Origin of the sequence: Alteromonas sp. Cnat3-28 (assembly GCF_022348265.1) — a bacterium.
In the GTDB taxonomy this organism is placed as follows: domain Bacteria; phylum Pseudomonadota; class Gammaproteobacteria; order Enterobacterales; family Alteromonadaceae; genus Alteromonas; species Alteromonas macleodii.
The window spans coordinates 1-22986 of sequence record NZ_JAKREY010000018.1; the positions used below are offsets into that span (position 1 = coordinate 1).

19 protein-coding genes, 4 tRNA genes and 1 pseudogene are annotated in these 22986 nt (G+C 44.1%); 19 read left to right on the forward strand and 5 right to left on the reverse strand.

The window, feature by feature from the left end; all coding sequences use genetic code 11:
• Positions 1 to 173: 173 nt before the first annotated feature.
• From MHM87_RS15865 to MHM87_RS15945, 17 genes and pseudogenes are all read left to right on the forward strand, one after another.
• Complete coding sequence (locus MHM87_RS15865) at positions 174 to 1520, forward strand: methyl-accepting chemotaxis protein (RefSeq protein ID WP_239260128.1); 1347 nt, start codon at positions 174 to 176, stop codon at positions 1518 to 1520.
• A gap of 172 nt (positions 1521 to 1692) precedes the next feature.
• Positions 1693 to 2724, forward strand: a complete 1032-nt coding sequence (gene murB, locus MHM87_RS15870; protein ID WP_239220445.1) for a UDP-N-acetylmuramate dehydrogenase — start codon at positions 1693 to 1695, stop codon at positions 2722 to 2724.
• Positions 2721 to 3707, forward strand: a complete 987-nt coding sequence (birA, locus tag MHM87_RS15875) for a bifunctional biotin--[acetyl-CoA-carboxylase] ligase/biotin operon repressor BirA (protein ID WP_239260130.1) — start codon at positions 2721 to 2723, stop codon at positions 3705 to 3707. The genes murB and birA overlap by 4 nt, the downstream gene beginning before the upstream one ends.
• A gap of 147 nt (positions 3708 to 3854) precedes the next feature.
• Complete coding sequence (locus MHM87_RS15880; RefSeq protein ID WP_239260132.1) at positions 3855 to 4613, forward strand: type III pantothenate kinase; 759 nt, start codon at positions 3855 to 3857, stop codon at positions 4611 to 4613.
• A gap of 109 nt (positions 4614 to 4722) precedes the next feature.
• A tRNA-Thr gene (locus MHM87_RS15885) sits at positions 4723 to 4798 on the forward strand.
• Positions 4799 to 4805: 7 nt separating this feature from the next.
• Positions 4806 to 4890: transfer RNA gene (locus MHM87_RS15890), tRNA-Tyr, on the forward strand.
• Between the two features lie 33 nt (positions 4891 to 4923).
• Positions 4924 to 4998: transfer RNA gene (locus tag MHM87_RS15895), tRNA-Gly, on the forward strand.
• 7 nt (positions 4999 to 5005) lie between these two features.
• Positions 5006 to 5081: transfer RNA gene (locus tag MHM87_RS15900), tRNA-Thr, on the forward strand.
• Positions 5082 to 5148: 67 nt separating this feature from the next.
• Entirely contained in the window at positions 5149 to 6333 is a 1185-nt protein-coding gene (gene tuf, locus MHM87_RS15905; protein WP_014977498.1) for an elongation factor Tu, read from the forward strand.
• A gap of 415 nt (positions 6334 to 6748) precedes the next feature.
• Complete coding sequence (locus tag MHM87_RS15910; RefSeq protein WP_239260134.1) at positions 6749 to 9307, forward strand: GGDEF domain-containing phosphodiesterase; 2559 nt, start codon at positions 6749 to 6751, stop codon at positions 9305 to 9307.
• Positions 9308 to 9479: 172 nt separating this feature from the next.
• On the forward strand, positions 9480 to 10832 hold the full coding sequence (locus MHM87_RS15915) for an alkaline phosphatase PhoX (protein ID WP_239260136.1): 1353 nt from the start codon (positions 9480 to 9482) through the stop codon (positions 10830 to 10832).
• 274 nt (positions 10833 to 11106) lie between these two features.
• On the forward strand, positions 11107 to 11283 hold the full coding sequence (locus tag MHM87_RS15920) for a hypothetical protein (protein WP_155279885.1): 177 nt from the start codon (positions 11107 to 11109) through the stop codon (positions 11281 to 11283).
• Positions 11284 to 11290: 7 nt separating this feature from the next.
• Positions 11291 to 11758: pseudogene (locus MHM87_RS15925) on the forward strand (catalase-related domain-containing protein); the annotation flags it as partial.
• Positions 11759 to 11916: 158 nt separating this feature from the next.
• Positions 11917 to 12531, forward strand: a complete 615-nt coding sequence (locus MHM87_RS15930; protein WP_239260140.1) for an ankyrin repeat domain-containing protein — start codon at positions 11917 to 11919, stop codon at positions 12529 to 12531.
• Positions 12532 to 12773: 242 nt separating this feature from the next.
• On the forward strand, positions 12774 to 12914 hold the full coding sequence (locus tag MHM87_RS15935) for a hypothetical protein (RefSeq protein WP_239240177.1): 141 nt from the start codon (positions 12774 to 12776) through the stop codon (positions 12912 to 12914).
• Positions 12915 to 12996: 82 nt separating this feature from the next.
• Positions 12997 to 14049: an aldo/keto reductase gene (locus MHM87_RS15940; RefSeq protein WP_239260142.1), complete on the forward strand. Its 1053-nt coding sequence runs from the start codon at positions 12997 to 12999 to the stop codon at positions 14047 to 14049.
• Positions 14050 to 14158: 109 nt separating this feature from the next.
• Entirely contained in the window at positions 14159 to 15313 is a 1155-nt protein-coding gene (locus MHM87_RS15945; RefSeq protein ID WP_239260144.1) for a Na/Pi symporter, read from the forward strand.
• 93 nt (positions 15314 to 15406) lie between these two features.
• On the opposite strand, the gene MHM87_RS15950 is transcribed toward MHM87_RS15945, so the two are convergent.
• On the reverse strand, positions 15407 to 16570 hold the full coding sequence (locus MHM87_RS15950) for a DcaP family trimeric outer membrane transporter (RefSeq protein ID WP_239260146.1): 1164 nt from the start codon (positions 16568 to 16570) through the stop codon (positions 15407 to 15409).
• A 245-nt stretch (positions 16571 to 16815) separates the two neighbouring features.
• Here MHM87_RS15950 and acs point away from each other — a divergent pair, with 245 nt between their 5' ends.
• Both acs and MHM87_RS15960 read left to right on the forward strand, forming a co-directional pair.
• A complete protein-coding gene (gene acs / locus MHM87_RS15955; protein WP_239260148.1) occupies positions 16816 to 18762 on the forward strand; it encodes an acetate--CoA ligase in 1947 nt (648 codons plus the stop codon).
• 18 nt (positions 18763 to 18780) lie between these two features.
• On the forward strand, positions 18781 to 19425 hold the full coding sequence (locus tag MHM87_RS15960) for a response regulator transcription factor (protein ID WP_014950824.1): 645 nt from the start codon (positions 18781 to 18783) through the stop codon (positions 19423 to 19425).
• Here MHM87_RS15960 and MHM87_RS15965 read toward each other — a convergent pair.
• The 4 genes from MHM87_RS15965 to rimK form a co-directional block, all read right to left on the reverse strand.
• Positions 19385 to 20374 carry an amino acid ABC transporter substrate-binding protein gene (locus MHM87_RS15965; protein ID WP_239260150.1) on the reverse strand — a complete coding sequence of 330 codons (990 nt, stop codon included), beginning with the start codon at positions 20372 to 20374 and terminating at the stop codon, positions 19385 to 19387. The genes MHM87_RS15960 and MHM87_RS15965 overlap by 41 nt on opposite strands.
• A 68-nt stretch (positions 20375 to 20442) precedes the next feature.
• The gene (locus tag MHM87_RS15970) at positions 20443 to 20877 is read right to left on the reverse strand and encodes a RimK/LysX family protein (RefSeq protein WP_014977481.1); all 435 of its coding nucleotides are present in this window, start codon (positions 20875 to 20877) and stop codon (positions 20443 to 20445) included.
• 17 nt (positions 20878 to 20894) lie between these two features.
• Positions 20895 to 21926: a succinylglutamate desuccinylase/aspartoacylase family protein gene (locus tag MHM87_RS15975; protein ID WP_014950821.1), complete on the reverse strand. Its 1032-nt coding sequence runs from the start codon at positions 21924 to 21926 to the stop codon at positions 20895 to 20897.
• Positions 21927 to 21974: 48 nt separating this feature from the next.
• Positions 21975 to 22880: a 30S ribosomal protein S6--L-glutamate ligase gene (gene rimK, locus MHM87_RS15980; protein WP_014950820.1), complete on the reverse strand. Its 906-nt coding sequence runs from the start codon at positions 22878 to 22880 to the stop codon at positions 21975 to 21977.
• Positions 22881 to 22986 lie beyond the last annotated feature (106 nt).

The window sequence follows — 22986 nt, forward strand, 5'->3', positions numbered from 1 at the left end:
TAGCGGGTTCGCAGTTGCCCGTTGGAGGTTTGCTTTGCTAATTGTTTAAAGTCGTCGGCTGTATGCATATCAAAATCACTCGAATATGAATACCACTATTAGATCAAACTTTTAAGACAATTGGTATAACTGACGATTATAAGAACAATGCACACAGCAATGATGCAACGAAAGTGAGTCATGCCGCGAGTAACATTGCAATTGGTGGTGCTTCTATCTCTTTCTTTTTAGAACAGTTATCAAAAGCATTTAATGAACAAGTCGCGAAAATCGGCGAGATGAGCGGTAGACTCCAACACTTAGAAGTCTCCTCAACTCAGTTAGATGATCTTTCGAAGAATGCTGCATCTTCTATGAATGAATCTGACGAGAAAACGCAGTTCGGAAGTACGTCGTTAAAAGAAGTATTAAGACAGCAACAGCAGCTGGTCAAAAACATAAATGCGTCATCTGAAGCGCTCACTACATTAAAAAGTAAGGCCGAGGGAATAAGTACAATAACAAACACCATTAACCAATTGGCCGATCAAACAAATATGCTAGCGCTTAATGCGGCTATTGAAGCTGCAAGAGCGGGAGATCAAGGACGTGGTTTCGCCGTCGTTGCTGATGAAGTACGCGAGCTTGCCAAGAAAACAACCGATGCCACCTCAGGAATTGAAAGTTTGCTGCAGGATATGAATACAAGTAGCCAGGCCGCAGTGGCTACTATGGAAACGGTGCTTAACTCTAGTGATAACATGAATTTGAAATTAAAGGAGAGCGAAGAAGCTATCTCACACTCCAGTATGCTCTCTACAAAAGCTCGGGAATCGATGGGCGCTATGCAGGCAATGGTAGAAAATAATGCAGAACATAGCGCAGGTATAAGTACCAATATACTTCAGTTGCACACGACGACAGAAAAATTAGAGCACGACCTCACTGATGTTTCTACTCAGGCGCTATCACTGAGTAGTCAAGCTGAAGATATTTTCAGGCTACTGGAAAGCTTCGATGTAAATGATCGAAACAGCGAAGTTAGAGACATTGCAGTAAATGCAGCTAAAACTGTTGGAAAGCGTTTCGAGCAAGCGATTTCAGAAGGGAAAATATCGGAAGCAAAGCTGTTTAATTTTGACTATTCACCTCTACCGAATACTAATCCTATAAAGCACACGACACCTTTTGATAAGTTCACCGACGACGTACTTCCCGCTATCCAAGAACCTTTATTAGAAACACATAGTTTCATTATTTATGCCGGCGCAGTTGACGTAAATGGTTACTTTCCTACCCACAACAAGAAGTTTAGTCAGCCCCTTACTGGTAATTACGATACGGATTTAGCAAATAACAGAACGAAACGGATATTCGATGACAAAACCGGAAGTCGTTGTGGCAGCAATACCTCTACTTTCTTGCTACAAACTTACAAACGAGATACAGGTGAGGTCATGCATGATCTATCTGCACCGATATATGTGAACGGTAAACATTGGGGAGGGTTTCGTATTGGTTATAAAGCCAAAGAGCAGTAAGTTCTCTGTATTTACGTATAAGCGCTAGCTTCCGTTTTCTCACTTTAACGAATGAAAGTGGTAATGCTCTAGCGCTTAGCAATATTGTCAACAATATTATTCCTTCTTTGCGCTTTTATTTGCTGCTTCGTTACCCTACCATTAGCGAATTGTTCGCAGTTCGTAAAACTCTATGCCTTCACTACAACCATACAGCACATTTGGCCTCGCCGCTTCTTGTGATTCTATCCAGTCGTTTAGCGACGTTACTTCATTCCTGTCTATCTTCAAAACTTCTAAAAACAATAACAAAGCCATTTATATATTGGGCGGTGGAAGCAATTCAGTCTTCACTGACGACTTTGACGGTACAATTCTGGTTAACGAGATTAAGGGAATAAGCCATTTTGATACTGAAAGTCACCATTACTTACGTGTAGGTGCAGGTGAAAACTGGCATGACTTCGTCACTTTGTGTATGAAAGAGAAGTGGTATGGTTTCGAAAATCTCGCCTTAATACCTGGCTCAGTAGGCGCATGCCCAATTCAGAATATTGGTGCGTACGGGCGAGAAGTGAATACGTTAATCGACAAAGTAGAGTGTGTATTTCTTGAAACCGGCGAGCAGGTATTGGTGGGCAATGAAGACTGTCAGTTTGGCTATAGAGACAGTGTGTTCAAACACGCACTAGCGAACAAAGTGCTAATCACTCATGTAAACTTTAAACTTCCCAAGCACTACGAACTTGAAACCAGCTATGGCGAACTAGCGGCACTCACTGAGCCTACACCAGAAAAGGTGTATAGTAAGGTAATAGAAATTAGGAAGAGCAAACTTCCCGATCCTACCGAGCTAGGCAATGCAGGAAGTTTTTTCAAAAACCCAGTGGTTTCAAAAGCAGTGTTTCAAGCGATTGCACAAGACTATGATTCAGTACCCCATTTTGTGGTGCACGGAGGTGTTGAGCTGCCAGCCACTGAAAACGAACAAATAAAAATTCCTGCCGCATGGCTTATCGACCAGGCAGGTTTTAAAGGCAAGACTTTGAATAAAGTGCGATGCCACCCTACACAGCCATTGGTACTTACTAACTTAGGTGGTGCCACCGGAAACGATGTAATAACCATGGCAAAAGATATCATAGCAAGCGTACAGGGTAAGTTTGGCATACAGCTAGAGCCAGAAGTGCGCTTATTAGGAAGCAAAGGACTTATTTCGCTATGAGACAAGCATCAAAAGCTATAAGAAAACATATACTCGCTTTGTTGTCCGACGGCCAGTTTCACTCAGGGGAAACCATTGCACAGCAAGTGGGCCTTTCGCGCACAGCAGTTGCTGGCCATATTTCTCAACTCGCCGATTGGGGATTAGATGTATTTAAAGTAAAAGGTAAAGGCTACCGATTAGAACGAGGTTTTCCATTGTTAAGCGCTGACAGCATTAAACGTCATTTAGGCAATACAAAACGAGCGGTTATTGATGTGGAGTCGGTATTACCTTCCACCAATACGGAAATGAAGAAGCGTATTGCGAGTAAACGAGAAGATCTTGAGAACGGCGATGTGGTTTTTGCTGAAATTCAGACCGATGGACGCGGTAGACATGGGCGCTCATGGTTAGCGCCAGTTGGCGGAAGCCTAACTTTTTCTATGTACTGGTCTTTTCCCGACGGTTATCAAAGCATGGCAGGACTTTCTTTATTGGTAGGCTTGGCTGTTTGCGATGCACTTAAAGAGTTTGGCGTAGAAGACGCCGAGCTTAAATGGCCGAATGACATTTATTTGCAAGGTAAAAAACTTGCGGGCGTACTTATTGAAGTAGAAGGGCAAATAGGCGCTACGGCGCATAGTGTTATCGGCATAGGTTTGAATGTTTGCGTACCTGATAATCAGTACGATGTTGGTCAGCCTCATAGCGATCTTGCGTCATATTTGGGCATTATCCCAGATAGAAATGCATTGGCGGCAGAAATAATTAAATCGCTGTGGTCGTATTTACCTAAATTTACCCAGCAGGGCTTCGGGCCATTTACAGCATATTGGGAAGCGCTCGACTTATATGCCGATAAACGCATTGTTTTACAAATGGGTGAGAAGCGTTTTTCCGGAATTGATAGGGGAGTGGACGCCAGTGGCGCGCTTCTTGTTGAAACGCAAGACGGTATTACCCGATTCCACGGCGGCGAAGTTAGCCTTAGAGGCAATTAACGTTTTATTTTGTTTTACTTTATAGCTGAGCTACGAAGATTTTTGACCATTTTTATAATAGAAGTACTTCGTAGTTCATCTTTGTGATTTTTAAATAGCATATTATCCGTTCGTTTTACGTATTGTTTTGCGATTGAAACCAAAAATATGAACAATATTGAAGAAAACCACGTCATATTAGTGGATATCGGTAACACCCGAATAAAATATTCACTGCTTTGTCATGCAGAAGAAGAGCCTAATGCATGTGAAGATGCCAATTCTCTCTTCTCTTTTATCGATTCTCAGAAAAAAATTTCCCATTTATATATCGCCTCGGTAAGAAATCAGGAGCTGGTTGATGAAATATCCGCCATGTGTAACGAGCGAAATATTGTTTTTGTAGAAAAGCACACAGAGAAAGAAGCCTTCGGCATAAAAAATAGTTACGCGAATGTTCAAAAAATGGGCGTTGATAGATGGCTTGCCATGGTCTGCGCTGCAGAAAAATCAAAAAAAGCATTTTTTGTTATGGATGTAGGTACGGCAATAACGGTTGATTTTGTGGTGGATGGTCAACATTTAGGCGGTTGGATCGTGCCTGGTTTTCAAGTTATGCGTAATGCATTGGTCGCTTCTACTAAAAAAGTGTACGCGAATGATGAAATTCCGACCACCTTTGGAGTGGGGACCGATACAGAAGATTGTGTGGCAACAGGGTGTCATGCAGCCCTATATGGTGTTTATTTGAGCGCGGTTGATTACATATCAAGCAAACAAACCGAATTTGACATAATTTTAGGGGGTGGAGACAAAAAAGTGTTTGCATTCTTAAAATCTGCTGATAACATGCGCCTCGCTCATTTGGTGATGCAGGGTCTTGCCCGCTACGCTCGAAGTGAACTTCTAAAGGGAACATTGACGTAAGTTTTTGATTAGTTGAAAAATTGGTCAAAAAAGAAAATTGAAAAATTTTCAAAAAGACACTTGCACAGAGTTAAACAATACTCTAGAATGCGCACCCACTTGATGTAGTGCCGACTTAGCTCAGTTGGTAGAGCAACTGACTTGTAATCAGTAGGTCGCCAGTTCGATTCCGGCAGTCGGCACCATCAATCTGGAGGGGTACCCAAGCGGTCAACGGGAGCAGACTGTAAATCTGCCGGCTCAGCCTTCGCAGGTTCGAATCCTGCCCCCTCCACCACTTTCTCTATGAGGTGGCCAGAGAATTAGGATTGCGGGCATCGTATAATGGCTATTACCTCAGCCTTCCAAGCTGATGATGCGGGTTCGATTCCCGCTGCCCGCTCCAAATCAGTGCTGATATAGCTCAGTTGGTAGAGCGCACCCTTGGTAAGGGTGAGGTCGGCAGTTCAAATCTGCCTATCAGCACCAGTTTATTTCTCCCCAGCTCATGTAAAATTTCTAAATTTTTTAATGTAACTTTGCTGGGATAATAGAAATGGCAAAAGAAAAGTTTGAACGTACGAAACCCCACGTAAACGTGGGTACAATCGGCCACGTTGACCACGGTAAAACTACCCTAACTGCAGCTATCACTACAGTTCTTTCTAAAACTTACGGCGGTAACGCACAGGCTTTCGATCAAATCGATAACGCGCCTGAAGAGAAAGCACGTGGTATCACCATTTCTACTTCACACGTAGAATATGACACGCCTACTCGTCACTACGCACACGTAGACTGCCCAGGACACGCTGATTACGTTAAAAACATGATCACTGGTGCTGCTCAGATGGACGGTGGTATCCTAGTAGTAGCTGCGACTGATGGCCCTATGCCTCAGACTCGTGAGCACATCCTACTTGGTCGTCAGGTTGGTATCCCTTACATCATCGTATTCATGAACAAGTGTGACATGGTTGATGATGAAGAGCTTCTAGAGCTAGTAGAAATGGAAGTTCGTGAACTTCTTAACGAATACGAATTCCCAGGTGATGACCTACCAGTTATCCAAGGTTCAGCTCTTAAAGCGCTTGAAGGCGACGCAGAGTGGGAAAAGAAAATCATCGAGCTTGGTGAAGCGCTTGATTCATACATCCCAGAGCCAGAGCGTGCAATCGACAAGCCGTTCATCCTTCCAATCGAAGACGTATTCTCAATCTCAGGCCGTGGTACAGTTGTAACGGGTCGTGTTGAGCAAGGTATCATCAAGGTTGGTGAAGAAGTAGAAATCGTAGGTATCAAAGATACTACTAAGACTACTTGTACTGGTGTTGAGATGTTCCGTAAGCTTCTTGACGAAGGCCGTGCAGGTGAGAACGTTGGTGTTCTTCTACGTGGTACTAAGCGTGATGAAGTTGAACGTGGTCAAGTACTAGCTAAGCCTGGTTCAATCACTCCACACGTTAACTTCGAAGCAGAAGTATACGTACTATCTAAAGATGAAGGTGGCCGTCATACTCCATTCTTCAAAGGCTACCGTCCACAGTTCTACTTCCGTACAACTGACGTAACTGGTGCTGTAGAGCTTCCAGAAGGCGTAGAAATGGTAATGCCTGGTGACAACCTTAAATTCAAAGTTGAGCTAATTGCTCCGATCGCGATGGAAGAAGGTCTTCGTTTCGCAATCCGTGAAGGTGGTCGTACAGTAGGTGCTGGTGTTGTATCTAAGATCCTAGACTAATCTAGACTTAGCAACACAAGCCAAGAAAAGCGCACTTAGGTGCGCTTTTTTATGCCTGCGATTTAGAACGTCACTCCCTCGCAATCTGCATAACAGAAAGCTTTGGGGAGAGAAGGAAACACGCCGTAAACTTACCCTTCTTTTTAAGTTAGAGCTTCGACACCCCCCCCTGCGTTGTAGAGTTTCAGAGGGCACAGCACCCACTCTCTAATACAGAAATAACTTAAGGCCCAGTGGGTTTTATGGGGAAGCGGACAAACTTATTTCAAAATGACTAGGTTCGAGGCTAGCCTTAATCGCAAGTTGAGCTATGCTTAGGCATTGATAAATTTGAAACTTATTATCGTCCTGCCTTTTTTCCGTCAGTGCGAAGTGGCAAACTCCATTTTAATGTTTTAACAAGGTTTTATAAGTAATGTCATTCGAGTCAGTTTTAAATGAATCGGAGTTCAGCACAATTGTTTTGGAAAATCGTAGTGCTTATGAGCAAGATTTATTAGGGTTTAATGAGTTACTTCACGCTGACTATCTCTTTTTAGGCGTCAAAAAAGCGGATAAAATTTCCGTATTAGTAGGGCTTGCGCACGACTCTCCAATTTCACAAATTGAATATGACCTGAAGGGTTCGCCTTGTGAAACTGTCTTGCTAACTGGAGCGTGTGGTTACAAGTCGGACATTTGCGAGCATTTTCCCGATGATCAAACCCTCAGTGAGCTTAATGCGCAAGCGTATTTAGGCGCGGGCCTCTTTAATGAGAAAAACCAAGATATTGGTTTACTCGTTGCTATTTTTAACACTCCCAAGCATGACATCAATGAGTGGTTACAAGTTTTCTCACTTCAAGCTAAGTTGTTTTCTACACAACTGCAGAAGGACTTTTTCGCAATAAAAACCGCGCGTAACCTAAGCCTTATTGATGAAATAAGCCGTATGTCGAAAACAGGGTCATGGGAGTTTTATCCTGAAACTGAAAAGTTAATATGGTCATCAGAGACATACCGTATCTTCGGTTTACCAGTCGGTAGTGCCATAAACGTCCAAAAAGCCATCAACTCTTTCGCCCCGGGATATACTGAGGAGTTAACGCTCGCATTTGATAACCTCCGTTTTCACCAACAGCCCTATGACATTCAGTGCAAAATTATCGATTCGTCAGGCACTATTCGATGGGTAAGAGCCTCTGGGAAAGCGGAGCTTTATAAGAATGGCGCAGTGAAGCGTCTTTTCGGTGCATTTGAAGATATTACTGAATATAAAACCGCGCTTACTCTCAATGAAGAGCGAGCGATGAAAATTCAAAATATTTTGAATAATATCAATGATGCTGTATTTAGTATCGACGTCAAGGGCACAATCACACATTGTAACGACATTGCGCTTAAAACGTTTGGTTACACGCGAAGGGAGTTAATCGCTCAGTCTGTAGAGATTCTAATGCCAGAACCTTATGCGTCTAACCATGCTTTTTATATGCGCAATTATATGGAGACTGGGGTAGGTAAAATTATAGGAGTAGGTCGTCAGCTTCCGGCTAAGCGAAAAAACGGCGATATATTCCAGATGGAATTGTCATTGTCGGAGAGTTTTGACCAGGGTGAAAGGGGATTTATAGGTGTTATACGGGATATTAGTGAACGTATAGAAGCGCAGGATACCATTTATAATCTCGCTTATACTGACTCTGTTACCCGCCTTCGAAATCAGCAGTGGTTCCATCAACGCTTTAAAGACTTGATGTTACGCGCATCGTTGAAGCAAGAATATATACATATTTTGTTGTTAGATATCGATAATATGGCGCAAATCAATACGCGTTTCGGCTTTGGTAACGGCAACTATGCTATAAGAAAGATTGCAGAGCAGTTGCTTTTCGTCATCGGCCACGATTATGAAATTTTTAAATATGGCGGTGATAGTTTTGTCGTACTGTCTAAAAAAACCTACATAAAAGAAGACCTCCATAAATTTGATGCGAACTTAGTGGAAAGCGCACTCCTTAGTCCACGTCATTTCGATATTGTCATAAATTCAGTGAAATGGTCTCTTACCGCGTCACTTGGCAGTGCTATCTTTAACCCGCAAGGTCAAAGCTTTGAGTCAATCATCAATGTAATCGAACAGGCTGTTAAAAGGGCAAAAAGGTCGGCACCTTTTGGTCTTTGTCATATTTCAGAGGATGGGTTTAAAGAGTTCGACCGTTATTTAGATATAAAATCTAAGCTTGAACAAGCGATAGAACGCGATGAATTATCAATAGTACTTCAGCCTCAAGTTACCCATGATGGAACGGTTTCTTCTTTCGAAGCGTTGGTGCGGTGGTACTCGAAAGAGTTAGGTCCAGTAAGCCCAAGTGAATTTATTCCTATTGCCGAAGAGAGCTACGCTATCTGCGAAATAGGTGACATAGTTTTAAGAAAAACGCTGAGCGTTATTAGTAACTTCGTGAAAAGCGGTTTAAAAACCAGTATTGCGATCAACATAAGCGCTAGACAAATCGTTGTGCCTGACTTTATAAATTCGCTACTTTCTCGCGTAAATCAATACGGCATTCCACCTCACATGTTAATGCTGGAATTAACAGAAACCGCTTTAGTGGTGGATATTGAGCTGGTTAAGGAAACCATGCTTGAACTCGCAAGATTCGGCTTTCGCTTTTCAATTGATGATTTCGGTACTGGATATTCCAGTCTTGCATACCTGAAAGTTCTCCCGATCAGTGAGCTTAAAATTGATAAGTACTTTGTGGACGACATAGGAAAAGACTTTGATGGAAAAGCGGCGCAGATTGTTGATGCAATTATTGAAATGGCCAAAGCACTGAATGTCACATGTATTGCAGAGGGTGTAGAGAGTGAAGAGCAGCTAAAATACCTAATAAGTAAAGGCTGTGAAAAATTTCAAGGCTATTACTTCTCAAGGCCTGAACCGGAAGCACATTGGGCGGGAATCAATGAAAACACAAAACTACCCTAAATTTAAAGAAAGTTTGCAATTATCCGCTATTGGCTAGCCAAGTCTTGATCGTGTTCTAGGTTCTCTTTTCCACCTGAAAAAGCGGCTTTCTTGTAAGTTTTATAAGCTCCTTTTGTCATACTGTAACAATACCGAGTTATAATTTTTGAATTTAATGCTGTGAGAGACTTTGATGATAACACGACGCCAGTTTTTAGTAGGCTCTTTGGCATTTGGTGGCCTAGCGACCAGTGCTTTTGGTAAGAAAATAAATTTGGCGTCTATGCCTATTAGTGAAGGCTATGGTGCACTAGTCGCCGACCCTCAAAAGCTGCTCGATTTACCTAAAGGCTTTAGCTATAAGGTTATATCAAGCCTTGGAAATAGCATGTCTGATGGTATGCATGTACCTGACAGAGCGGACGGTATGGGTTGTTTGCCTGTAGAAGGCAGTAGCGACAAAGTGGCGCTTATACGTAACCACGAACTGCACCCCAAACATTTGAGTGCTCAGCCACAGTCTATTCAAATGCATACTAGCGAGTTGGCCTATGACAACTATCATAGTGGCGTTGCTTTACCAGGCGGCACCACAACCATGGTGTATAACCTTACTACCAAAATGGTAGAGCGAGAGTTTATCAGTCTTGTTGGAACGGTAAGAAACTGCTCGGGCGGCACTACGCCTTGGGGCACGTGGCTAACGTGTGAAGAGTCCGTAGACCGACCTCATGGCCCGAACGGCGATGTAGTAAACAAAGATCACGGCTACATATTTGAAGTACCTGCAAATGCTGACTCACTCATTGAAGCTAAACCACTTAAAGCAATGGGGCGCTTTAACCATGAAGCGGCATGTGTTGACCCCAAAACAGGCATTGTTTACCTGACTGAAGATCAGGGTGACAGCTTGCTATATCGCTTTGTGCCTAACGAGTACGCTAACCTGGCAGCTGGCGGCCAATTAGAAGCTCTGGTAGTAAAAAACAAACCTCAGTTTGATACACGTAATTGGAGTTCCACAACTATGCCATTGGCGACGTGGTTCGACGTTGAGTGGATAGTATTAGACAACCCAGAAAGCCCGAACGATGACTTACGCGCTAGAGGATATGAGAAAGGTGCTGCCTTATTCGCTCGCGGTGAAGGTATACATTGGGGGGAAAATGAGCTTTATTTTTGCTGTACTAATGGTGGCCAAAAGCAGCTCGGTCAGGTGATGAAACTTGTTCCTTCTGCTGATGGTAAACAAGACAAGCTTCAGCTATTTTTAGAAAGTGAAGACAAGAACTTATATAACTTTGGCGATAACCTAACCGTATGTCCAAACGGGCATCTATTGGTGTGCGAAGACCAATATACCGACATTGTTGATAATCACTTACGCGGTGTTACACCAAATGGAGAAGTGTATAACTTTGCAAAGCTCCATGCGCAAACTGAACTTGCCGGCGCGTGTTTCTCGCCTGACGGCAATACGCTTTTCGTGAATATTTACTCTCCAACGAAGACCTTAGCTATAACCGGGCCATGGCTCGAAGGTTAGAGAGCAGAAGTTGGAGACCAGATATTAAGGGTTCTCTAGTAAACTGGCGTCATTTATTCTTATTACTTTAAAATGGCGCCGCTATCCCCAAAGTGTGAACTGCAAATTTCTATCGACCTTTCTTTCGTCACGCATCATTTACTTACTTTCATACCTTTTCTCGATTAACGAGTACCTTTACAATCTAATAAATTAATTATTTGAATCGTTTTAACCCGTTTTAATAGTTTTGTTCAATTAATGATAATGCGCTTAACTTAAGAAGGAGAGCCAAATGAGCGCACTATTAAAAAAGCTAACAACGGCGAATAGCCACCGTGTTTCCTCCACAACTAATCAACCCATTCGAACGCAATGCAATTACGCTGATAACTATTATGGCGACCAAGTTTGCGTAGAAGTCAAAGCCCCTAAACCTCGTACCAACCTTCATGTGGGAGTACAGCTGTGAGAACCTCAAAAATGCGGTTATCAATAACCACGAACAGCATGGTCAGCTACGCACAACGAGTACTAATCGCGATGTGAACTACCAGCCAAGTCGACGTCTTGATCTTAACGAAGAACCGGCGTTCCGTTACTCAAGCAAACCGCTTGCAGGTATGACGCAACAAATTCCGTTCTACAAAGAGCAGAACTTTAAACAAGCAGGGGAGTTTTTCAGAAAGCTAACCAAAGAAGGCCAGCAAAACCTGATTAATAACTTAGGTGGAGCACTGGCATCGGTGCCTGAAGAAGAAATCCGCGTCATTATTAGTGCTTATATGTACAACGCAGATAAAGACTACGGCAAAGGCGTAGCGAAACTAGCAAAAGCACCAATAGCTAAAGTTCGTCAAACGGCGAAAGACTTGATGGAACAGCAGGCTGCACGTGCAGCTAAAGCGAAACAAGTTGCAGAAAGCCTGACGGCGCTAATGCAATAAACCAGAGCTACTAAAGTCAGAGCTACTTAAGTCAGAAATATTAAAGTCAGAAGTACTAAAAGGTGGACTATTTATCGTTGATAAATAGTCCACCCAATGCGTAGCTACCTAATTTCAATTACTTTTCACTTCATGCGTCGATAAATAAAGAGGGCACAATGTCTATTTTTAAGACCTCACTACTACCAACACTGTTCGTTATTGTCACTCTATTCAGCTTCGATGCCAGTGCTGTAACACAAGTAACTAGCGCGGCGGATAAACCTGCGCAATCAGCTTCGCTATCGATTAAAGCACTAAAAGTGCGGTATTTCGACGCAGCTAGAGAAGGCGACAGCACCCTGTTGCAAGCCTTTTATAACGCTGGGCTAGATGTAAACGTCTCAGATGAAAAAGGCTATACAGCACTTATTCTTGCGGCGTACCACGGTCACACTGACACCGTGAACTTTCTTATTGAGCAGGCGAAGGTAAACCCGTGTCAAGAAGACAACCGCGGGAATACTGCACTTATGGGCGCTATATTTAAAGGTCATGTCAGTGTGGCAAAGCAGCTGGTATTTGCCGATTGCGATATAGACGAAGAAAACGCACAAGGGCAAACGGCGCTAATGTTTGCAAGCCTCTTCAATAGACAAGAGGTTGTAAGCAGCCTAATAGAAAAAGGCGCAAATCCCAAGCATGTAGATAAAGCTGGTAACTCAGTGGCAGATATAGCCTTGTCGCAAGGCAATTACGCGCTGGCTGAGGCACTGAACAAAGATAATAAGTAGCTTACCTCACCGGCTTTACGAAATAGGGGAAGCAGAAAAACATTGGCTGATGCGCTTGCTGCTTCGCCACTAATACTAGAAAACCATGAATCTACCCAAATTACGGGTTACAGGCTGACCGTTTAGTTGCTGCGCTCACGTCTATCGTGTTAATTCTGGTATTGATCAAGAGTTTTGCGACATTTCACCGCGCTTTTGTTAACTTTCTTACTTTCTTTTATCGCTGTAAGCGTCAGTATCAAATGATTGATACGAGAAAGTTAGGGTTTGCAGAGTTAAAATCACTCGCAGAATTGGCGAATGAAATGGTCGAGTCCAAAAGAGATATTGAGGCGCGGCTAGCAAGTGTAGAAGCCGAGTTGGCCACTAAGAAAGCCTCATAACCACAGAGGGCACTTTTATTTCTTAAGCGGTCGACTCATTATTGCATCAATAAGGTATAAGCCAAGCAAGGTAGAAGCAAAAATGAAGTTTAACCGCTTAGGAAATAGCGACTTACAGGTGTCGGATGTGTGTTTGGGCACAATGACATGGGGCATTCAAAACACCCAGCAAGATGCAGACGAGCAAATAGCGTTTGCCCTGGATAAAGGCGTGAACTTTGTCGATACGGCGGAAATGTATCCTGTTCCCCCAAATGTAGATACCTATGGCGATACAGAGCGCATTATCGGTAATTGGATTTCGAGGAACGAATCAAAGCGCTCTGACATTGTTTTAATGACTAAAATTGCTGGCAGCGGTTTGAAGTACATTCGCAACGCAGGGCCCATTACAGCTGACGCTATCGCAAACGCACTCACCTATTCATTAGAGCGCTTAAAAACCGATTATATCGACGTTTACCAGCTTCATTGGCCGAATAGAGTTACACCTCATTTCGGTAAGCATTGGCCGGATGGTGCTGATCCAACGAACACCAACCGAGAAAAAGAACTGGATGGTATGCGTGATATCCTTTTAGGCATTAAGCGCGCGCTGGATGAAGGGAAAATTAGACACTGGGGGCTGTCAGATGACACGCCTTGGGGCATTCACGCCTTTCTTACACTTTGCAAAGAGCTGGATATGCCGCTTCCAGTTTCTATCCAAAATGAGTTCAGTTTACTTCATGCGAAAGACTGGCCTTATTTAATTGAAATGTGTGAATTAGAGAACATTGCTTACCTTCCGTGGTCGCCGTTAGCAACGGGTATGTTAAGTGGTAAGTATCAGGATGGAGCCAGACCGGAAGGTAGTCGTTGGACACTAGCTCAGCGTATGGGGTTATTCAGAGATAAAGCGCCAGCGCAGGCAGCTACAGCTGAATATATGAAGATTGCAGAAAAAGCAGGAATAACACCTTCTCAACTCGCGTTGGCGTGGTGTAAGCAAGTGCCTGGTGTTACCTCAACAATTATTGGTGCTACCACTGTGCCTCAACTTAAAGAAAATATAGATGCGTTTGATATTTCACTTTCGAAGGAAACATTGGACGACATTCACGGTGTACTAAGGCAGTATCCTTTAGGCTTCTAAGCGAATTTTTTTCTTCCTAAGATTGGCGGGGTAGCACTTCACTCCCCGTCATTTTTGTGTAATACGCACGTCATATTATGAGCTTTTCAAGTATGAAGTTGTGCGTATTATGTCAATGATTGACCCTCAACTAGCCAAGAACAGTGTGCTAGAAAAAGCACATAGCTGGCGTAAGTGGCTTCTTTTAGCCTTGTTAGTCTATGTGATGTTATTAGCTGTCAGCATGATCGGCAGCGGATTCAAATTTGCTACTGGCGACCACGCGAAATCTCTTTTTAGTTTTGCTTCTAATCCTGTCATGGGATTGATTATTGGTATGGTGTGTACCGCACTTATTCAGTCTTCAAGTACGGTTACCTCTATTATTGTCGGAATGGTAGCGGGTGGTTTACCCATAACTATCGCTATACCCATGATGATGGGCGCCAACATTGGGACCAGTATTACCAACACCTTGGTGAGCCTTGGTCATGTTGCAAAAAAAGATGAGTTTCAACGAGCCTTCAATGCGGCCACTATTCATGACTTCTTCAATGTGCTGTCGGTACTAATTTTCTTACCTCTTGAAATGGCGTTTGGTATTTTGGAGTTCTTAAGTGCCCAATTGGTTGCGCTTATCCATACAGGTGAAGCCATCGGTGTGTCTGGTGTTAATCCTATTAAAGCGATGACGCAACCGGTAACAGACATAGTTACACAAGCATTCTCCTTTTTACCTTCTATTTATCCGGGCGTAGCGAAAATAATTCTTGGTATCGGCCTTATTATGTTTTCAATTACCTACATGGGTAAAATTATGAAATCACTTATGGTAGGCAAGGCAAAGGCGTTATTGCATACCAGCATAGGAAAAGGGCCACTCTCTGGAATAACGTCGGGTGCTGTGATGACAGTGCTAGTGCAATCCTCGTCAACCACCACATCGCTCATGGTTCCTTTGGTTGGCAGTGGAATTTTAAAAGCTAAGGATATCTATCCGTTCACATTGGGCGCAAATATAGGCACATGTATCACTGCGCTTATCGCAGCGTTGGGTGTAGTGGGGGTTAATAGTGGATTTGCACTACAAATAGCGCTTGTGCACCTGATTTATAACGTTCTGGGCGTTACGCTTATTTACGGGCTGCCTTTATTGCGCAATATTCCGCTCAATTTGTCTTATCAATTATCAGTGATAGCGGCAGAGCGGAAAATGTACGGCGCAGCTTATATCGGTGGCTTATTCTTTATTATGCCTTTGGGTATTATCTTCACTACTATGTAGCTAATGTAGCGCGCCATTCTATTTTTCTGTATGCACAAAAAAACGGCGCTGATGAGCGCAGTGCCGTTTCTCTTTTTTAACTTAGTGCATGTATTAGAATGCGTATTTTGCTGAAACTTGGAAGCGGTTCATGTCGCCTTCAAGGCCGGCTTCAATTTCACGCTTTGCGAAAGCGTATTCAGCGCCAACGGTTAGCGCTTTAGTTGGCGAGTACAAGTAGTTTACACGTGTGCTATAAGTGCTTTCAGTGGTAGCTAAACCCGTTAATGATACGTCATTGTCTGCTTCAAACGCCGAGAACATGATGCTACTGCGCGCTTTTTCGCTCCACTTGTGACGATACGCAACGCCGTAACCTGTTGAGTCTATGGCTTCAAGGTCGCCGCTTTCGGTAAGTACTGCACCATTAACTGCGTTTAGCGCAGAGTATCTGCCTAAACCTTTACCCGTGTTGAACGTGAAGCGAATATCGTCGCCATTAGACAAATTGTATTTACCGGTTACCGATACACCAAAGCTGGTTTCGTCCGCATCAATGCCAGCGGCATTATCGTAAGACAACTGTCTTAATAAGCCCGCTACTTTTACATAACCCCAGTCATACTTTGACGTATAGGCAGCTACAAAGTCTGGAACGCTGCTGTCGTCACTCGTAATTCGGCTACCACCGCCAAATGGCGTAATGGTTGATTCTGGGTTTTCAAGCGCAAGCTGTAGGCCGCCGTTGGTATATCTCACCATAACTTGACGGGCAAAGGTGATGCCGTCAGTGGTACCAATAAAATCAAGTGATTCTGGTAATGAACCTACGTCCATAAAGGTCGTCCATGTTTGGCCCACCAACCAATTCTTGTAGGTCAGGTATGCGTGACGAACACGAGGAACGTAAGAGTTACTGATGCGCTCATCGCCGCCATCGGTCACTAAAAAGTCGAGCTCGAAAACACCGTTAATGGTATCGCCTTCAGCGGTTGGTGTTGAAGTAGCAAAGCGGAATCGCGATGTTCTAATGTGAGCATCAAATTGTGGATCTTCGTCAACGCCACCAACAGGTGTTAGTGAAGGAATATAGAAATCGCGACCTACGCTACCCGATGCAATGGTGCCATCTGAGTAGTCACTGACCATAGCGTCGACTTTAATGTAGCCTGTGAATTTCACACTTGTGTCGCCGATTGTTGCTGCTTGCGCTGCACCGGTAGATGCTGCTAGGCACAGCGCTACTGCTGTAGCCGTATTTTTTATTTTAGCTTTCATCGTGTCTGTTCCAAAAAAGTGGTTAAATAAATGTAAATTCAACGTTAACATTGCTGATTGTGTACTTATTATCTCAAAATTAAATAAGCCAATGGTCGCATAAGACTATAGTCGTAATACTTTTCTAGTAGAACCTTAGTTGTATGCTGCTAAGACCAAAGTCTCATTTTGCTTTGTGGGTGAATGGCTAGAGTGTTTCACCATACAACAAGAATTTTACATCATTGATATTGGAGGCAATCTTTATGACCGCCAGCAAAACTTATCCTGTGCCTGAGAACATTCTTCAGTCTACACATTTAACCGCATCTCAATATGATGAGATGTATAAGCAATCTGTAGAGCAACCTGAAGCGTTCTGGGCTGAGCACGCATCCATGCTTGAGTGGTATCAAAAGCCCACCAAAATTAAAAACACAATGTTTGGTGAAAACGATGTGTCTATTAAGTGGTTTGAAGATGGTGAGTTAAATGCCAGCTATAACTGTATTGATCGCCATCTAGCTGATAATGCCACAAAAGTCGCCTTTCACTGGGAAGGTGACTCACCAGAAGATAGCCAAGATATCACGTATCAACAAGTGCACTATGAAGTTTGTAAATTAGCAAATGCACTTAAAGAAATGGGCGTAGCAAAAGGTGATCGTGTTGCGATTTACATGCCGATGGTACCTGAGGCTGCCTACGCCATGCTAGCGTGTGCCCGAATTGGTGCAGTACATTCGGTGATTTTCGGTGGATTTTCACCTAACGCTATTGCCGATCGTATCAACGACAGCAACGCCAAAGTCGTGATTACTGCTGATGAAGGCCGTCGTGCTGGAAGAAGTATTCCACTGAAAGCGAATGTGGATAAAGCACTGTCTGGTGATGCGTGTCCGTCTATTACTCATGTTTTAGTTCATAAGCTCACAGGAGGAGAAGTAGACTGGAATGCTAAGCACGATGTGTGGTGGCATGACGCTGTTGATGGCGTGTCAGCGCAGTGTGAACCAGAGGTAATGAACGCGGAAGACCCACTGTTTATCCTTTATACATCAGGCTCTACTGGAACGCCAAAAGGTGTAGTACACACCACGGGCGGGTATCTCTTATATTCTGCGATGACCTTTAAATATGCCTTTGACTACAAAGAAGACGATGTTTATTGGTGTACCGCTGATGTAGGCTGGATCACTGGCCACAGCTACATGGTTTATGGCCCAATGGTGAACGCCGCATCACAAGTGTTCTTTGAGGGTGTACCCACCTATCCAGACGTTAAGCGTATTGCTCAGGTAGTGGAAAAATACAAAGTAAATAGTTTATATACCGCGCCAACTGCGATCCGCGCATTAATGGCCCACGGAGATGTTCCAGTTGAAGGGTGTGATGTCTCATCGCTTCGTCTGTTAGGAACAGTAGGTGAACCTATTAATCCTGAAGCATGGGAATGGTACCACCGCGTAATTGGTATGAGCCGTTGTCCTATCATCGATACATGGTGGCAGACAGAAACAGGTGGACACATGATCCTGCCTTTACCTGGCGCTACGGAGTTGAAGCCTGGCTCAGCGACTCGTCCATTCTTCGGCATTCAGCCTGCGCTATTTGATGCTGACGGTAATGAGCTTGAAGGGGCAGCAGAAGGTAATCTTGTTATTAAAGACAGCTGGCCGAGCCAAGCTCGAACGGTTTATGGCGATCATCAGCGCTTTATTAACACCTACTTTAGCGCATACAAAGGTGTGTACTTCACCGGTGATGGTGCTCGTTGCGACGAAGATGGCTTTTACTGGATCACCGGTCGTGTAGATGACGTGCTAAACGTTTCTGGACACCGTTTGGGCACCGCTGAAATCGAAAGTGCACTTGTTGCCCATTCTAAAGTGGCTGAGGCTGCCGTTGTTGGCTTCCCACATGATATCAAAGGGCAGGGTATCTACGTTTACGTAACGCCAAATGAAGGGGTTGAAGCAGATGAAGCCCTTACTAAAGAGCTTAAGGCGTGGGTGCGTCAAGAGCTAAGCCCGATTGCTACACCTGATATGATCCAATGGTCTCGTGGATTACCTAAAACCCGCTCTGGTAAAATTATGCGCCGTATTTTGCGTAAGATTGCCGCCAATGAGCATGAGCAATTAGGTGACACATCTACGTTGGCGGATCCATCGGTTGTTGATACACTGATAGAGGAACGTCTAAATAAGTAAAAACTAAGGATATAGACAATGATAACCCTTCTAATCGCTGATGATCATCCGCTGTATCGCGATGCACTAAGAGGCGCGTTGTCGTTGTCACTTCCAGCCTTAACCCTCAAAGAGGCGGGAGACCTTAACACTACAGTCGATATTCTCAACAACGAGGATATCGACTTATTGTTGCTTGATTTGCACATGCCGGGTAGCAATGATTTGTTTGGCTTGCTGCATATTCGAAAACTCTTTCCCGAACTTCCTGTTGCCGTAGTCTCTGGCACAGAAGACACCACACTTATTTCAAAGATTATTAGCGTGGGCGCGCTAGGGTTCATCCCAAAAACAGCCAGTGCGCAAGATATTGCAAACGCCGTAGAAGCAATTCTGGATGGCGATGTATGGCTACCTGATAACTTAAGTGAAGACGTTGATGAGGTGAATGAAGAATTCTCTGAATTAGCGGACAAAGTTGCCTCGCTAACGCCTTCGCAATACAAAGTGCTTTGTTACATGCGAGACGGCTTGCTGAACAAGCAAATTGGCTTTAATTTAGATATCGCAGAGGCCACGGTTAAAGCGCATGTTACTGCTATCTTTAAAAAGCTGGGCATAAACAACCGCACACAAGCGGTACTTATTGCTTCACAACTTGAGTTGGAGCCGCCGGTTCAGTAGCGTCGAACTTAAGCACGGCTTCTGAGGTAGCAAATTCCGGTAAGAACTTTTCCAATGCCAAGCGGCTTTGTTCACTTAGCAAAGGATTGTCAATTTCAATAACCGTTCGCCCTTCGGTAAGTGCCATACCTTCTCTAAAATTATCGTGAGCTAACAGTAGCTCCTGAAACTTACCCGTTTCGAAGAGCCTTAACAGGCCTTCAGCTATCCGCCCGGCTAATGCCTGGTTGTCGCTTCCTACAAAGAAAAAGATGGGGCTTGGATACGATATTATAAGGTGTTCATCAATAGTTAGGCCGCGAGAAAGGGTTTTGTCTGAGAGTTCCTCTTTGATTTCCATTACGCTTCTTGGAAACATATCAGCAAAGCCTTCAAAGACAATGCGAAATGATGCTCGATAAGTCGTTTCTAGAACAGGAATGTCGTTTGCGCGAAAAATTTTTGTATCTGGCCAGTCGTAGCCTAAAACCGCTCTAAAGGCCCGCAACTCTTCCAATGACTCTACACTTTTTAACCGCGTGTCGTCTTCTCTTACAAACAATGCACGCTTACCAAATAGTCCGGCCATAATGGGAATGCGAATGGGAAGAAACTGGCGTTCACGCTCTGTTGATGTAACGCTCCACGTTACGTCCAGCATGTTGTGCTCGAGGCTGCGTAATTGACGTTCTTGCGCGGTTTCTTGGTCGCTGACAATCAGTTCAAAAGAACCGTATTGAGGTTCAGTAACGCGTAGTGATTCTGTGAGAAGACGTTTAGCGTAGGCGTATACGGCGTCTCGCCCAGGGTGAATATTTGGCAGGCGGAGAACGGTGTGAGGTAAGTCAGTACTTACCTCGTTTGTGTTTTGCTGCTGAGCATTAGCACTCAATAGTGTAAATACACTCAACAGCAGAGAGGCAACACTTAGGGCTTTTTTCGTAACGTCCATATTTTGTATTTCATGCACTAAACGCATGCCTTACTGCAAGTTGCCGCAGGTTTTAACGCTGAATATCCATTGGCAAACTTGTATTGCTAGTCTTTTCCCGTCAGCAAAAAGTCGTGCTCGGGGTCTACAATAAATTGACCCCTCATCGCTTCTCTTCCGAGCAGCATCAAATAGGTCATTTCAGAGCGGTCCGTTAGGGTTAACTGAATATCCCACTGGTACCCGTCCATTATTATAGGCGTAATTATAACATAGCGCTTCTCAAGTGTAGCCGTTGAGCTTTTTACGCGTTTTTGTCCTTCTACACGTGCTTCTCTGCGAACCACGCGTTCAACGTTGTGAATGTCCGGATGAATATCAAATTTAATCCATAATTCACCGTCTTGATCAAACTCTTCAATGTTGTCAACATGAAGTGAAGACGTTGCCGCCCCTGTATCAACGCGTACGTTCAAATCAGAGATGGCGAGTTTTGGTAAATCGCACAGCTCTACCGCACCAACAATTTTTTTATTGTTCATCAGTTTTTCTACCAATTTTATAAAACAGGCCCCTGTTCTGGTGGCAATAAATTGTCTTGTAATAATTCTACGTGTTCTGCAACAGTATCAGGCTCTGAAAAGTATGCAATGTGGTAAACCGCTTCACCTTCTTGGGTAAGCGGAATATTTTGTTTACCAATTACAACACCTTCTGCAGGGCTTTCAAGGCTGTCTAAATAATTGCCAAACGGATCAGCAATAATGGCCAGTTTGTCACCTTTCTCAACATGGTCACCTAGCTGTGCTAAATGCGTCACAAAGCCACTTTCTGGCGCTCGAACCCATCCACTTTGGCGCGCTATAAAACGCTCGATACTGTGGCCCTTGCTGCGGCTTTTATTCAGCATGCCCAAATGACGCATGGTATTAATAATGCCTCTTACGCCAGCACGAATAGAAAACTCGTCATAACGTAACGCTTGGCCTGCTTCGTAAAGCAGAATTTTAACGCCACTTTCACTGGCCGATTCGCGCAAAGAGCCATCGCGTAACTCTGCGTTAAGAAGTACAGGTACGCCAAACGCTTTTGCCATTTCCAGTACTTCTGGGTCGTCTAAGTCAGCGCGAATCTGTGGCAAGTTACTACGGTGTATAGCGCCGGTGTGAAGGTCAATGCCGACATCGCACTTACTTACCACTTCTTTGAAAAACAAGTTGGCTAACCTACCGGCAAGCGAACCTTTTTTACTCCCTGGAAAACTGCGGTTCAAATCGCGTCTATCGGGTAAATAACGAGACTGGTTTAGTACACCGTACACATTAACCATAGGCACCGCGATAAGGGTTCCTCTTAGGCGTTCAATCGCTTTTGAGCGGATAAGTCTGCCTACTATTTCGATGCCATTTAATTCGTCACCGTGAATGGCTGCGCTGACGAACATAATGGGACCTGGTCGCTTTCCTCGTTTAACGTAAACCGGAATGCTCATATTGGTGGCCGTGTACAACGGCGGCATTTCTAACTCAATCTTTTTTGTTTCGCCAGGAGCAATGTTTTCACCCCCAATTCTTAAAACATCATTTACCACTAACGTTTTCCTATATTTACGTTATTGCATAGCAAAGGTTAAAGGGCGCTAGCCCTTTCCACGGGTTTTTGTTTTGTGCGGCTCTGCGCTTTTTTCAATGAACTCGATGATCATACTGGCGACATCTTTATTGGTCGCTTTCTCAATGCCTTCAAGGCCCGGCGATGAGTTTACTTCCATAACGACTGGACCGTTGTTCGAACGAAGAATATCTACGCCACAACAATTTAGTCCCATCGTTTTAGCCGCATCTACCGCTGTTTTGCGTTCCGCTGGACTTAGGCGAACTAAACTTGCCTGACCGCCACGGTGAAGGTTAGAGCGGAATTCCCCAGGTGCTGCTTGGCGCTTCATCGCTGCTACAACTTTTCCACCTACCACAAAGCAACGAATATCTGCACCGCCCGCTTCTTTAATGAACTCTTGCACTAAAATACTGGCGTTAAGACCCATAAAGGCTTCGATGATCGACTCTGCCGCTTTTTGCGTGTCTGCCAATACCACGCCAATACCTTGCGTGCCTTCAAGTAACTTAATAACCACTGGGGCGCCGCCAACCGTCTTAATAACATCGTCGATTTTGTCAGGGTGGTGTGCGAAGCCTGTTCTCGGCATACCGATGCCTTTACGTGATAAAAGCTGCAATGAACGCAATTTATCTCGAGAGCGGCTGATAGCAACCGACTCGTTAAGGCTGTATGTGCCCATCATTTCAAATTGGCGAACGACTGATGTGCCATAAAAGCTAACCGATGCGCCAATTCGCGGGATCACTGCATCGTAATAGGGTAGTCGCTTACCGTTATAGCGAACTGACGGTCGCGCACTGGTGATATCCATGTAGCAGTGCATGGTATCGATAACGTCAACCTGATGCCCGCGAGCCTGCCCAGCTTCGACTAAGCGTGAAGTAGAGTAAAGACGAGGATTTCTAGAAAGAATTGCAATGCGCATTATAAAAAAGCCTGTAGTTTGTGTTTTATTTTGTCGTTTTATCGACCAATCTACTACCACGTTAGAACGTGATTGTTAAATAGACAAGTCATTTTTGCGCGCATAC